Raw genomic sequence first — 12,575 nt, forward strand, 5'->3', positions numbered from 1 at the left:
AGTGAGAGCGGCCCCGGATTTCGCTTCGCTGCATCCGGGCTACAAGCAGAAGGAGACGGCCGCGTGACTAGTTGACTTCCGCTTCGCGCAGGCCGCTCAGCCACAGCGCGAGCAGCGTCCACACCGCGCCCGACAACAGATACGCGCCGGCCGAGATCAGGCCGAAATGCGTCGCCAGCAGCAGCGCGGCGAGCGGCGCGAAGCCGGCGCCGAACAGCCAGGCGAAATCCGAGGTCAGCGCCGAGGCGGTGTAGCGATAGGTCCGCGCGAAGTTCGAGGCGATCGCACCCGACGACTGGCCGAACGACAGGCCGAGCAGCACGAAGCCGAGCACCATGTAGACGGTTTCACCGAACGCCCCGGCATCGAGGAGCTGCGGGGCAAAGCCGCTATAGACCGCGATCGCGACCGCGGACCCCAGCAGCAGCGGCTTGCGCCCGACGCGGTCGGCGATCATGCCGGAGGCGATGATCGCGACGACGCCGACCATGGCGCCGATCATCTCGATGATCAGGAAGCGCACTGGGCTCTCCCGGGTGAACAGGAACACCCAGGACAGCGGAAACACCGTGACCATGTGGAACAGCGCAAAGCTTGCCAGCGGCGCGAAGGCGCCGAGCAGGATGTTGCGGCCCTCCTGCGCCACCGTCTCGCCGACGCGCGCCGGCTCCAGGTCGCGGCTTTCGAACAGCTCGGAATATTCATCGGTCGCCACCATGCGCAGCCGCGCAAACAGCGCCACCACGTTGATGGCGAAGGCGACGAAGAACGGATAGCGCCAGCCCCAATCGAAGAAATCATCCGCCGAGAGGTTGCCGGCGAAGAACGCAAACAGCGCGCTCGCCACGATCAGCCCGAGCGGTGCGCCGAGCTGCGGCACCATCGCGTACCAGCCGCGGCGATTGACCGGCGCGTTCATCGCAAGCAGCGAGGCGAGGCCGTCCCAGGCGCCGCCCCAGGCGAGGCCCTGCACGACGCGCGCGGCGGCGAGCAGCCAGATCGCCGCGACGCCGATCGTGTCGTAGCCAGGCAGGAAGGCGAGCGCGACCGTGGCGGTGCCGAGCAGGAACAGCGCGATGACGAGCTTGGCGCCCTTGCCGTGGCGGCGGTCGACCGCCATGAAGATGACCGTGCCGAGCGGGCGGGCGGCGAAGGCGAGCGCGAAGATCCCGAATGAATAGAGTGTGCCGGTCAGCTCGTTGACGAACGGGAACACCAGCTTCGGAAAAACGATCACCGAGGCGATCGCGTAGACGAAGAAGTCGAAGAACTCCGACGTGCGCCCGATGATGACGCCGATGGCGATTTCGCCGGGTTTCGCCTGCCCGTGACCTGATGCCGTCGGGGTGCCGTGAGCCATTGCTGGGGCCTGTGCCATCGCCGGAGAACCGTCCTTTGGAGCGTGATCCGGAAAAGTGGAAACCGGTTTTCCGAACCGATCATGCTCAAGCTAGATGAGGCCACGGGCAGCCTCTGCCACGCGGTCCGCCTCACCTTCTGATCTCCTATCCCGCAGTGCAACATTGGACAAATTGTCCAATGTCAACTTTGCTGCATCGCAGCTACCCCTTGGCGGAACTCATAAAATTCAAGTGGGGTGAGCCGTGCGCGCCTTGAAATTATTGGCCTTATTGCCGTTCGCGGCGCTCCTTGGCGGGTGCGATTTCGTCGTCCTGGCCCCTGCCGGCGACGTCGCCATCCAGCAGCGCGACCTCGTCGTGATCTCCACCGTGCTGATGCTCATCATCGTGCTTCCGGTGATGGCGCTGACCATCTTCTTCGCCTGGCGCTATCGCCAGTCCAACACCGCGGCCCCCTACGAGCCGGAGTGGGATCACTCCACCCAGCTCGAGCTCGTGATCTGGTCGGCGCCGCTTCTGATCATCATCTGCCTCGGCGCGCTGACCTGGATGGGCACCCATCTGCTCGATCCCTACCGCTCGCTCGGCCGCATCGCCGCCGACAAGCCGATCGAGAGCAAGGACGCCCCGCTCAATGTCGAGGTGGTCGCGCTCGACTGGAAGTGGCTGTTCATCTACCCGGACTACGGCGTCGCCGCCGTCAACGAGCTCGCAGCTCCGGTCGATCGCCCGATCCGCTTCCGCATCACGGCGTCTTCGGTGATGAACTCGTTCTACATCCCTGCGCTTGCCGGCCAGATCTACGCGATGCCCGGCATGGAGACCAAGCTGCACGCGGTCGCCAACAAGGAAGGCACCTATCGCGGCTTCTCCGCCAATTACAGCGGCGCCGGCTTCTCCGGCATGCACTTCGAGTTCAAGGGCCTCTCGAACGCCGATTTCGACAAGTGGATCGGCACCGCCAGGGCCAGCGGCAACATGCTCGGCCGCACCGACTATCTGCAGCTCGAGCGTCCGAGCCAGAACGATCCGGTGCGGCTCTATCGCTCGGTCGACCGCGATCTCTACAAGGCGATCCTCAACATGTGCGTCGAGCCCGGCAAGATGTGCATGAGCGAGATGATGGCGATCGACGCCAAGGGCGGCCTCGGCCGCGAAGGCCTCAACAACACGCTGCCGCTGACTTACGACAAATACGCCCGCCGCGGCGCGCCGCTCGGCACCGAGCCGACCTTCGTCGCCGGCATCTGCTCGATGGACGAGATCAAGGACGCGCCGTCGCGCGACGTTCTCGCGCCGCTCGACCTGACGCCGCTGCGTGGCGTCGGGCTGAAGCGCCCGCCGTTCTCTCCCGCCCATCCGTCATCGACATCCTTGCTGCTCGGCCAGCGCCCGAAATCAGACTCCTGAGGAGCGCCGCATGAATCCCGATCTCATCAAGATGATCTTCGGCCGCCTCAACCTGGACGCGCTGCCGCTGCACGAGCCGATCCTGGTCGGCACTTTCGCGGTGGTCGCGACCGGTGGGCTCGCGCTGTTCGCGATCGTCACCTACTTCCGGCTCTGGACCTATCTGTGGCGCGAGTGGTTCACCACCGTCGACCACAAGCGCATCGGCATCATGTACATGATCCTCGGCATCGTGATGCTGCTGCGCGGCTTTGCCGACGCGCTGATGATGCGCCTGCAGCAGGCGATCGCCTTCAACGGCTCCGACGGCTACCTCCCGGCCCATCACTACGACCAGGTCTTCACCGCCCACGGCGTGATCATGATCTTCTTCGTGGCGATGCCGCTGGTGACCGGCCTGATGAACTACGTGGTGCCGCTGCAGATCGGCGCCCGCGACGTCTCCTTCCCCTTCCTCAACAATTTCAGCTTCTGGATGACGGTCGGCGGCGCCGTGCTGGTGATGATGTCGCTGTTCGTCGGCGAATTCGCCCGCACGGGCTGGCTCGCCTATCCGCCGCTGTCCAACATCGGCTACAGTCCAGACGTCGGCGTCGACTATTATATATGGGGACTACAGGTCGCCGGCGTCGGCACCACGCTATCGGGCATCAATCTGGTCTGCACCATCGTCAAGCTACGCGCGCCCGGCATGACGATGATGAAGATGCCGGTGTTCACCTGGACCTCGCTCTGCACCAACGTCCTGATCGTTGCCTCCTTCCCGGTGCTGACCGCGGTGCTGGCGCTGCTGTCGCTCGACCGCTACGTCGGCACCAACTTCTTCACGAACGACTTCGGCGGCAACCCGATGATGTACGTGAACCTGATCTGGATCTGGGGCCACCCCGAGGTCTACATCCTGGTGCTGCCGGCGTTCGGCATCTTCTCGGAGGTGACCGCGACGTTCTCCGGCAAGCGGCTGTTCGGTTACACCTCGATGGTCTACGCCACCGTCGTCATCACCATCCTATCCTACCTGGTCTGGCTGCATCACTTCTTCACGATGGGCTCCGGCGCCAGCGTCAACTCGTTCTTCGGCATCACCACCATGATCATCTCGATCCCGACGGGCGCGAAGATGTTCAACTGGCTATTCACGATGTATCGCGGTCGCATCCGCTTCGAGCTGCCGATGATGTGGACGGTGGCGTTCATGCTGACCTTCGTGATCGGCGGCATGACCGGTGTGCTGCTCGCAGTGCCGCCCGCCGATTTCGTGCTGCATAACAGCCTGTTCCTGATCGCGCATTTCCACAACGTGATCATCGGCGGCGTGCTGTTCGGCCTGTTCGCCGGCATCAACTATTGGTTCCCGAAGGCGTTCGGCTTCAGGCTCGATCCGTTCTGGGGCAAGCTGTCGTTCTGGTTCTGGGTCTCGGGTTTCTACTTCGCCTTCATGCCGCTCTACGTGCTCGGCCTGATGGGCGTGACCCGCCGGCTCCGCGTGTTCGACGATCCCAGCCTGCAGATCTGGTTCGTCATCGCGGCCTTCGGCGCCTTCCTGATCCTGCTCGGCATCGGCGCGATGCTGGTGCAGTTCGCGGTCAGCATCCTGCGCCGCGAAGAGCTGAAGGACACCACCGGCGATCCCTGGGACGCCCGCACGCTGGAATGGGCCACCTCGTCGCCGCCGCCGGATTACAACTTCGCCTTCACGCCCGTGGTCTACGACAACGACGCCTGGTGGGATATGAAGCGCCGCGGCTACAGGCGACCGCTCACCGGCTTCAAGCCGATCCACATGCCGTCGAACACCGGCACCGGCATCATCCTCGCCGGCTTCGCGACGGTGATGGGATTCGCCCTGATCTGGTACATCTGGTGGCTTGCCGCCGTCAGCTTCGTTGCGCTGCTCGCGATCGCGATCGGCCACACCTTCAACTATCACCGCGACTTCCACATCCCGGCGGATGAGGTGGTGCGGACCGAAGACACGCGGACGCGCGTTCTCGCCGCGGGAGCCCAGACATGACCGTTGCTACCGTCTCCACACAAGGCTCCGAACCGGTCTTCCACGTCATCGACGAGCACGCGCATCCGGAAGGCGCCAGCACCATGCTGGGCTTCTGGATCTACCTGATGAGCGACTGCCTCATCTTCGCGATGCTGTTTGCGACCTACGGCGTGCTCGGCGGCAACTACGCCGCCGGCCCGGCGCCGAAGGACCTGTTCGACCTCAAGCTGGTCGCGCTCAACACCACGATGCTGCTGCTCTCCTCGATCACGTATGGTTTCGCCATGCTGACGATGGAGAAGTCGAAGATCGGCCAGACGCAGCTCTGGCTCGCCATCACCGGGCTGTTTGGCCTCGCCTTCCTCTGCATCGAGCTCACCGAGTTCACCCACATGATCCATGAGGGCGCGACGCCGCAGCGCAGCGCTTTCCTGTCGTCGTTCTTCACGCTGGTCGGCACTCACGGCCTGCACGTCACCTTCGGTCTGGTCTGGCTGGTGACGCTGATGGTGCAGACCGCGCGCTTCGGCCTCACCGAAGCCAACCGGCGCCGCCTAATGTGCCTCTCGATGTTCTGGCACTTCCTCGACGTGGTCTGGATCGGCGTCTTCACGTTCGTCTACCTCCTGGGAATGCTGCGATGACAACAGAAGCCCGCACTCTCGAAGCCAATGCCGGCGGCCACGGCCATGATGACCATGGCGGCGCGGCCCACGGCTCGCTGAAGACCTATCTGATCGGCTTCGGCCTCTCCGTGATCCTCACCGCGGTGCCGTTTTGGCTGGTGATGACCGGCGCGATCGCCGACAAGCAGGTCACCGCGCTGATCGTGCTGGTGCTCGCCGCGGTGCAGATCGTCGTGCACATGATTTACTTCCTGCACATGAACACGCGGTCCGAGAACGGCTGGACAATGATGGCGATGATCTTCACCGTGATCATGGTGGTGATCGCGCTGACCGGATCGCTGTGGGTCATGCATCATCTCAACGTCAACATGATGCCGATCCACGACATGAGCCAGATGCCGTGACGATGCGGTCTGCCAGACCATCGCTCGTGCTGCTCACGCTCGGCATGCTGGGCGTGGTGCTGCTGAGCGCGCTCGGTATCTGGCAGGTCGAACGCAGGACCTGGAAGCTGGCGCTGATCGAGCGGGTCGAGCAGCGCATGCATGCGGCGCCAACGGCGCCGCCGTCCCCCTCGTCATGGCCGGCGGTCACGGCCGCGAGCGACGAATATCGCGGCGTCACCCTGCGCGGCACCTTCCTCAACGCCGATGAGACGCTGGTGCAGGCCGTCACGGCAGACGGTCCCGGTTTCTGGGTGCTGACCCCGCTGCAATTGGCTGACGGAACCACGGTGCTGGTCAACCGCGGCTTCGTCCCGCCTGATCGGCGCGATCCCGCGAACCGGCGTGACGGCGAGCCGCAGGGCGTTGTCAGCGTCACCGGGCTGTTGCGGATCTCGGAGCCCAAGGGCGGCTTCCTGCGCAGCAACGATCCCGCGGCAGGCCGCTGGTATTCGCGCGACGTCGCCGCGATCGCCGCCACGCACGGATTGTCGCAGGTAGCCCCCTTCTTCGTCGACGCCGATGCGACGCCAAATCCGGGCGGCTTTCCGGTGGGCGGGCTCACGATTGTGCGGTTTCCGAACAACCACCTGATTTACGCGCTGACATGGTTCGCGCTGGCCTTTATGCTGGCCGGCGCACTCCTGCGCGTCATCAGCGGCAGGGGCCGCGCCGGCGCCTCCGATCCAAGGTGGAGTTCAAGGCGCGCCGCCGTGCGCCGCCTGATCGGCGCAGCCCGCAATCTGTCTCACGACACAGGCCCAGATGCTCGAGCGCACATTGGATCTGCATGACGAAAACACCGCGACCGGCACCGCCGTGATGCCATCCGCCGTGAGCGCGGCTGCCGGCATGCCATTCGACCTCTCAGCGCCCACCGACCTCGCGACCAATCGCAAGAACATGGCCCTGCTGGTCCAGCTGCGCTGGATCGCCGTGATCGGCCAGATCGCCACCATCGGCTTCGTGCAGTTCTGGATGGGCGTCGCGCTGCCGCTGCTGCCGATGGCCGCCGTGATCTTCGGGCTGGTCGCGCTCAACCTCGTCAGCCTGCTGTGGCTGCGCTACCGCGCCGACATCAACAATCGCGAACTGCTGGTCGCGCTGGCGCTCGACGTCGCGGCGCTGACCGTCCTGCTCTATCTCGCCGGCGGCGCCACCAATCCCTTCACGTCGCTCTATCTGCTTCAGGTGACGCTTGGCGCGGTGCTGCTCGATGCGCCCTCGACCTGGTCGCTGGTGGCGCTGGTCTGCATGAACTTCGCCTGGCTGACCAGCTACTACCGGCCGCTGGAGCTGCCGCAGGGCTTTGCCGAGGCCTTCAATCTCTATATCGCCGGCACATTCATCGGCCTCGTGCTCGACGCCGTGCTGCTCGTGGTGTTCATGACGCGGATCAACCGCAATCTGCGCGACCGCGACCTCCGCCTCGCGGCACTGCGCCAGCACGCCACCGAGCAGGACCACATCGTCCGGATCGGCTTGCTGGCCTCCGGCGCCGCGCACGAGCTCGGCACGCCGCTCGCATCGCTCTCGGTCATCCTGGGCGACTGGCGCCGGATGCCCGCGCTCGCCACCGATCCCGAGCTGTCGCAAGACCTCGGCGAGATGGAAATCTCGGTGCAGCGCTGCAAGTCGATCGTGACGGGCATTCTGCTGTCGGCCGGCGAAGCCCGCGGCGAAGGCTCCTCGCCGACCACGGTCGCGGCGTTCCTGACCGCGCTGGTGGAGGAATGGCGGACCACGCGGCCGTCGGCCACACTGTATTTCCGCAACGCCTTCGGCACGGATCTGGCGATCGTGTCCGACGTCGCGCTCAAGCAGGCGATCTTCAACGTGCTCGACAATGCGGCCGAGGTCTCGCGCGACTGGATCGAGCTGATGGCCGAACGCAATGCCGACAAGCTCGTGCTGTCGGTGACCGATCGCGGCCCGGGCTTCTCGCGCGAGATGCTCGTGCATGTCGGCAAGCCGTATCAATCGACCAAGGGTAGTCCCGGCAGCGGCCTCGGCCTGTTCCTGGTCGTCAACGTGGTGCGCAAGCTCGGCGGCGTGGTGACGGCGCGCAACCGGCCGGATATCGGCGCCGCGGTCAAGCTCGAGCTGCCGCTCTCGACGCTTGCGATCGGAGACCCTCTTGACGGATGAACGCCAGCTCCTGATCGTCGAGGACGATGCGGGATTTGCCCGCACGCTGAAGCGCTCGTTCGAACGCCGCGGCTACGGCGTCGCGGTGTCAGCCTCGCTCGACGAGGTCCGCGAGCTGCTCGAGCAGCAATCACCCGGCTATGCCGTCGTCGACCTGAAGCTCGCCGGCGGCGCGTCGGGCCTTGCCTGCGTCGAAGCGCTGCACGCGCATGATCCTGACATGCTGATCGTGGTGCTGACCGGGTTTGCCAGCATCGCGACCGCGGTCGAGGCGATCAAGCTCGGCGCCTGCCACTATCTGGCCAAGCCATCGAACACCGACGACATCGAGGCCGCGTTCCAAAAGGCCGCCGGCAACGCCGCGATCGAGGTCGGCGCGCGGCCGACCTCGATCAAGACGCTGGAATGGGAGCGCATCCACCAGACCCTGATGGAGACCGATTTCAACATCTCCGAAGCCGCCCGCCGCCTCGGCATGCACCGCCGGACGCTGGCGCGCAAGCTCGAGAAGCAACGGGTCAAGTAGCTCGAAGAGGCGGATGACGCCGGCGAGACACGCGAATGCGCGGCTGATTCAGCCGGCCGCCTCCCGCTCCGTCACGTCATCGCGGCGACATCCGCCGCAGTGTCGATGTATTCCTGAAAGCGGACCGCCTTTCCTTCGCGGTACTTGAAAACGTGGGCCCATTCGTTCTTGACGGTCTTGCCTGTCTTCTTTGTCCGCGCCGTGAGCGTACCCAAGACCACGACGGTGTCGCCCTGCTCAATCATCTCACGCGGTGCAAACTCGCTGAATTCGAGATTCTCGCCGACCTGGACGAAGAAGTTTGCAATCTGCTGCTTTCCCTTAAAGGTCCCAGCCCAAGGCAATTTGTCCTGGGGACCTGGCGTTATCCACGTACAGTCGTCATCGATCAGATCTCTCATGAGCGCTGGAATGTCACCACGTTGAAAGGCCTCATAACCCTTCCTGGTTGCCTCAACATTGGATGTCATCGGATTTCTCCTCGCTGCAAATTGATGGGTCACTTCAATGTCGATCAAATGGCGGCTGGGCGGCCAGCATAACATGCCGCGCTCCGATTGCCGTCGTCATCCGTGAAGACGATTCTGGTCAGGATTGCTTACGTGGCCTTCAGGCCGTTCGGTACTCGGAGCCACGCCTCACCTCGATCAGGAGGTTTCGCTTCGTGCGGGCTACGATTGGAGAGCCGCGTGCACACGCCGTTGCCGCTTACTCCGGTGCCGGTGTATAGCGACAGCATGAGCAACGCCGACAATCTGTTCCGGCCGCACGCAGATGGCCTCGACGACGCCACCATGATCGCGGCGGCGATCCGCTGCATCGACGATTTCACCGATAGGTTCAACGCCCGCGACCTCGCCGGCATGGACGCACTTCTGCACTTCCCGCACGTGATCCTGTCCGGCGAGCAGCTCGTGATCTGGGAACGGCCGGGCCAATTGCCGGCGTCGTTCTTCGACGATCTGGCGCGCACCACGGGGTGGGCGAAGAGCACCTATCAGCGCAAGGAGCCGGTGCTGGTCAGTCCGCGCAAGGTGCATCTGGTGGTCGAATACAGTCGCGACCGCGCCGACGGATCGATTGCCAGCCGTCACCGCAATCTGTGGATCGTGACGTCGGAGAACGGCCGCTGGGGCATCAAGCAGCGCTCGTACTGAGGGCGCGCCGCGGCAGCAGCAGCGGCGTCGCCAGCAGAACCAGCCCGCTCAGCGCGATCGCTGTCCGGACACCGGCGAGGCCCGCCAGCACGCCCCAGAGCGCGGTCAGCACCGCGATGGTTGCGCTGCTGGTGATCGTCCAGGCCGAGAGCACGCGTGCGGTCCGCTCCATCTCGATCTGGGCCAGACGATACGCAGCAAACACCGGGTTGAAGATGCCGGCGCAGGTGACGAGACCGAACTGAAGCGCAAAGACGACGGCGATGCCCACAGTACCGTTCGGCATGAAGGCGAGGCCGAGCGACCAGCAGGCACGCAGCGTGCCGGCCGCGAGCAAAACATTGTGCTGGCCGAAGCGCGCGGCCAGCGAAGGTGCGAGCCGCGCGCCGATCAGGCCACCGATACAGGGCGCCCCGAAGGCGAGCCCGTACTGCCAGGGCGCAAATCCGAGATCGCGGAGCATCAAGACCGCAAGCAGCGGCGCCGTCGCCATGATCAGGCCATTGACCAGCACGGTGTTGAAGAACAGCAGGCGGAGCACCGGATGCGCGAGGATGGCCCGCCATCCCTCGATCAGTTCGGCCGCGCGAAATCCCTGCGCCTGGCGTTGGGCGGGCGCGGGCTCGATCCCGCCGATCCGCCGGATCGCCAGCGCCGAGAGCAGGAAGCTGATCGCGTTGGCGATCACGGTCACCACCGGGCCGAGCACGCCGATCGCAGCGCCGCCGAGCGGCGGGCCGATCGCGGTCGCGGTCCAGGTCGTGGCTTCGAGCCGCCCGTTCGCGATCACCAAATCGTCCGACCTGACCAGCGCCTTCAGGCAGGCGCCGCTCGCGGCACGGAACGCGATGTCCGAGGCCGCCATGATGACGGCGACGACAACGAGCTGGACGAAGGTCAGCCGCCCCAGCACGAACGCGAAGGGAACGCTGATCGTGGCGGCGAAACGAAGCAGGTCCATCGCGATCATCACCGGTCGCTTGCGACGGAACTCGATCCAGGGCCCGAGCGGCACCGCGACCGCCGCCCCTGCCAGCAGGCCGACCGCTGCGAGCGCCGAGACCGCCTCCGGCCTTGCATGCAGCACGAGGATGGCGAGCAGCGGGAACGCGTCGAAGGCGACCCAGGTCCCGAAGGTCGAGACCGCAAACGCGGTCCACAGCCAGTCGTAACCGCGCCCCAGCGACCGTCCTGCAAGCATGCCGCGCCCCTCGCCGGCTCCGCGATCTCGCCGCCAGCGCGGCGCAGCAGGTCATGAGTCGCGGTGATCAGCCAAGGGGCGATTTGTGCATGCCGGGCCCGAACTGGCCGCGCGCTAGCCCGCTTTTTCGGTGACGAGCTTCAGCCCCAAGCCAATGAAGACGACGCCGCTGACGCGGTCGATCCATTTGCTGACGCGGGAAAACGCCGCCCGCATCCGGGGCGTCGTCATGAAGTAGCTGACGCCGACAAACCAGAGGATCAGGCAACTCGCCATCACGAGGCCGTAGCCAAACCGGACCATGGCCGGCGTGTGGACGCTGACGACGGTCGCGAAGATTGAAAGGAAAAAGAACACCGGCTTGGGATTGAGGGCGTTGGTGGCGAAGCCAAGGACAAAGGCCTTGATCAACCCCTGTTCGGCGACGGGCTTTTGCGAGAGGGCAAGCGTGCGGTCCTGCGGCGGGGTCTTCTCCACCGTGAGCGCGCCGGCACGCAACGCCTTGATCCCGATGTAGACGAGATAGGCAGCACCGCACCATTTGACGATGTTGAACAGCGCGACCGATTTCGAGATGATCGCCCCAAGACCAAGGATCGTATAGCTGATGTGAAACAGCAGAGAAACGCCCAGGCCGAATGATGTGACGATGGCCGCTCTGCGGCCGTGAACCATCGACTGACGCAGGACCATGGCGAGATCGGCGCCAGGCGAGACGATCACAAGGGAAAAGATCGTCATCAACGTCACGAGTTCGATCACATAGGCGCTCATCGAAATTCCTCGCAAGGCGCCAATCGGCGCGGCCAGCACAGACGCCGACAAAAATGCGGCGACAAAAAAGCCCGGTCTCTCGACCGGGCTTTTCGAAATCCTGCAACGCTGCTTAGGCGGCTTCGTCTTCGACGGCGGTATCGTCGCCATCGGTATCGGCATCCTCACCGTCGGCATCGCCCTCGCCTTCACCCTCGGCTTCCGCCTTGGCGCCGCGGCGCGGGCTCTTGGCGAGCTGGCCTTCGATCTCCTTGATCGCCTCGGTCTCGGTCGAGTGCTGGACGACGGCGATTTCGCGCGACAGACGGTCGAGCGCCGCTTCATAGAGCTGGCGTTCGGAGTAGGACTGCTCGGGCTGCGATTCCGAACGATAGAGGTCGCGGACCACCTCGGCGATCGCTACGATGTCGCCCGAATTGATCTTCGCTTCGTATTCCTGGGCGCGGCGCGACCACATGGTGCGCTTGACGCGGGCGCGGCCCTTCAGCGTCTCCAGCGCCTTCTTGACCAGCGCCGGCTCCGACAGCTTGCGCATGCCGACATTGGCGACCTTCGCCGTCGGGACGCGCAGCGTCATCTTGTCCTTCATGAAATTGATCACGAACAGCTCGAGCTTGGCGCCCGCGATCTCCTGCTCCTCGATCGCCAGGATCTGGCCGACGCCGTGAGCGGGATAGACGACGAATTCGTTGGCCTTGAAGCCCTGGCGCTGGGTCACGACCTTCTTCGGCTCCTCGACGCGCGGCGCGGCGGCCGGCTTGGCAGCAACCTTCGGAGCAGCGGCGGGGACGGCAGCCTTCGGAGCGGCCGGCTTCGGCGCAGCAGCAGCAGTCTTGGGGGCGACCTTCGCAGCAGCGGGCTTCGCAGCTGCCGCTTTCGCGGCAGTCTTGGCAGTCTTTTCTGGCATCACGCTTCTTTTGTTCTTTGAGG

At 64.9% G+C, this 12,575-nt stretch carries 13 protein-coding genes; 8 read left to right on the forward strand and 5 right to left on the reverse strand.

The window, feature by feature from the left end; genetic code table 11:
• Positions 1-67 precede the first annotated feature (67 nt).
• The gene (locus ACE103_RS40615) at positions 68-1,360 is read right to left on the reverse strand and encodes an MFS transporter (RefSeq protein WP_223972201.1); all 1,293 of its coding nucleotides are present in this window, start codon (positions 1,358-1,360) and stop codon (positions 68-70) included.
• A 244-nt stretch (positions 1,361-1,604) separates the two neighbouring features.
• On the opposite strand from ACE103_RS40615, the gene cyoA reads away from it, so the two are divergent.
• The 7 genes from cyoA to ACE103_RS40650 are packed head-to-tail and all read left to right on the forward strand — an operon-like array spanning position 1,605 to position 8,513.
• Positions 1,605-2,771, forward strand: a complete 1,167-nt coding sequence (gene cyoA / locus ACE103_RS40620; RefSeq protein ID WP_375777526.1) for a ubiquinol oxidase subunit II — start codon at positions 1,605-1,607, stop codon at positions 2,769-2,771.
• 10 nt (positions 2,772-2,781) lie between these two features.
• The gene (gene cyoB, locus ACE103_RS40625; protein ID WP_375777527.1) at positions 2,782-4,785 is read left to right on the forward strand and encodes a cytochrome o ubiquinol oxidase subunit I; all 2,004 of its coding nucleotides are present in this window, start codon (positions 2,782-2,784) and stop codon (positions 4,783-4,785) included.
• Positions 4,782-5,411 (forward strand): cytochrome o ubiquinol oxidase subunit III, encoded by a 630-nt coding sequence (gene cyoC, locus ACE103_RS40630; protein WP_375777528.1) that lies wholly within the window; start codon positions 4,782-4,784, stop codon positions 5,409-5,411. The genes cyoB and cyoC overlap by 4 nt, the downstream gene beginning before the upstream one ends.
• Positions 5,408-5,800: a cytochrome o ubiquinol oxidase subunit IV gene (gene cyoD, locus ACE103_RS40635; RefSeq protein ID WP_375777529.1), complete on the forward strand. Its 393-nt coding sequence runs from the start codon at positions 5,408-5,410 to the stop codon at positions 5,798-5,800. The genes cyoC and cyoD overlap by 4 nt, the downstream gene beginning before the upstream one ends.
• 2 nt (positions 5,801-5,802) lie before the next feature.
• Positions 5,803-6,633: an SURF1 family protein gene (locus ACE103_RS40640; protein WP_375781285.1), complete on the forward strand. Its 831-nt coding sequence runs from the start codon at positions 5,803-5,805 to the stop codon at positions 6,631-6,633.
• Complete coding sequence (locus ACE103_RS40645; RefSeq protein ID WP_375777530.1) at positions 6,605-7,987, forward strand: ATP-binding protein; 1,383 nt, start codon at positions 6,605-6,607, stop codon at positions 7,985-7,987. The genes ACE103_RS40640 and ACE103_RS40645 overlap by 29 nt, the downstream gene beginning before the upstream one ends.
• A complete protein-coding gene (locus tag ACE103_RS40650) occupies positions 7,977-8,513 on the forward strand; it encodes a response regulator transcription factor (RefSeq protein WP_212311899.1) in 537 nt (178 codons plus the stop codon). Before ACE103_RS40645 ends, ACE103_RS40650 begins: the two co-directional genes overlap by 11 nt.
• 71 nt (positions 8,514-8,584) lie before the next feature.
• Here the strand turns inward: ACE103_RS40650 and ACE103_RS40655 are convergent, their stop codons facing one another.
• Positions 8,585-8,983, reverse strand: a complete 399-nt coding sequence (locus ACE103_RS40655) for a nuclear transport factor 2 family protein (RefSeq protein ID WP_375777531.1) — start codon at positions 8,981-8,983, stop codon at positions 8,585-8,587.
• 219 nt (positions 8,984-9,202) lie between these two features.
• Between ACE103_RS40655 and ACE103_RS40660 the strand changes: the two genes are divergently transcribed.
• A complete protein-coding gene (locus ACE103_RS40660) occupies positions 9,203-9,670 on the forward strand; it encodes a hypothetical protein (protein ID WP_375777532.1) in 468 nt (155 codons plus the stop codon).
• Here the strand turns inward: ACE103_RS40660 and ACE103_RS40665 are convergent.
• From ACE103_RS40665 to ACE103_RS40675, 3 genes are all read right to left on the reverse strand, one after another.
• Positions 9,651-10,871, reverse strand: a complete 1,221-nt coding sequence (locus tag ACE103_RS40665) for an MFS transporter (protein WP_375777533.1) — start codon at positions 10,869-10,871, stop codon at positions 9,651-9,653. The two genes, ACE103_RS40660 and ACE103_RS40665, sit on opposite strands and share 20 nt — an antisense overlap.
• Positions 10,872-10,985: 114 nt before the next feature.
• On the reverse strand, positions 10,986-11,645 hold the full coding sequence (locus ACE103_RS40670; protein ID WP_375777534.1) for a LysE family transporter: 660 nt from the start codon (positions 11,643-11,645) through the stop codon (positions 10,986-10,988).
• 112 nt (positions 11,646-11,757) lie between these two features.
• Positions 11,758-12,552, reverse strand: a complete 795-nt coding sequence (locus tag ACE103_RS40675) for a CarD family transcriptional regulator (protein WP_163160932.1) — start codon at positions 12,550-12,552, stop codon at positions 11,758-11,760.
• Positions 12,553-12,575 lie beyond the last annotated feature (23 nt).

Origin of the sequence: Bradyrhizobium sp. ma5 (genome assembly GCF_042258955.1) — a bacterium.
Classification (GTDB): Bacteria; Pseudomonadota; Alphaproteobacteria; order Rhizobiales; family Xanthobacteraceae; genus Bradyrhizobium.

Bases quoted from the DNA above. Each gene is read 5' to 3' on its own strand.
- ACE103_RS40640 (WP_375781285.1), top strand. From the start codon at position 5,803: ATGCGGTCTGCCAGACCATCGCTCGTGCTGCTCACGCTCGGCATGCTG.
- cyoB (WP_375777527.1), top strand. From the start codon at position 2,782: ATGAATCCCGATCTCATCAAGATGATCTTCGGCCGCCTCAACCTGGAC.
- cyoC (WP_375777528.1), top strand. From the start codon at position 4,782: ATGACCGTTGCTACCGTCTCCACACAAGGCTCCGAACCGGTCTTCCAC.
- cyoD (WP_375777529.1), top strand. From the start codon at position 5,408: ATGACAACAGAAGCCCGCACTCTCGAAGCCAATGCCGGCGGCCACGGC.
- ACE103_RS40645 (WP_375777530.1), top strand. From the start codon at position 6,605: ATGCTCGAGCGCACATTGGATCTGCATGACGAAAACACCGCGACCGGC.
- ACE103_RS40675 (WP_163160932.1), bottom strand. From the start codon at position 12,552: ATGCCAGAAAAGACTGCCAAGACTGCCGCGAAAGCGGCAGCTGCGAAG.
- ACE103_RS40670 (WP_375777534.1), bottom strand. From the start codon at position 11,645: ATGAGCGCCTATGTGATCGAACTCGTGACGTTGATGACGATCTTTTCC.
- ACE103_RS40615 (WP_223972201.1), bottom strand. From the start codon at position 1,360: ATGGCTCACGGCACCCCGACGGCATCAGGTCACGGGCAGGCGAAACCC.
- ACE103_RS40655 (WP_375777531.1), bottom strand. From the start codon at position 8,983: ATGACATCCAATGTTGAGGCAACCAGGAAGGGTTATGAGGCCTTTCAA.
- ACE103_RS40665 (WP_375777533.1), bottom strand. From the start codon at position 10,871: ATGCTTGCAGGACGGTCGCTGGGGCGCGGTTACGACTGGCTGTGGACC.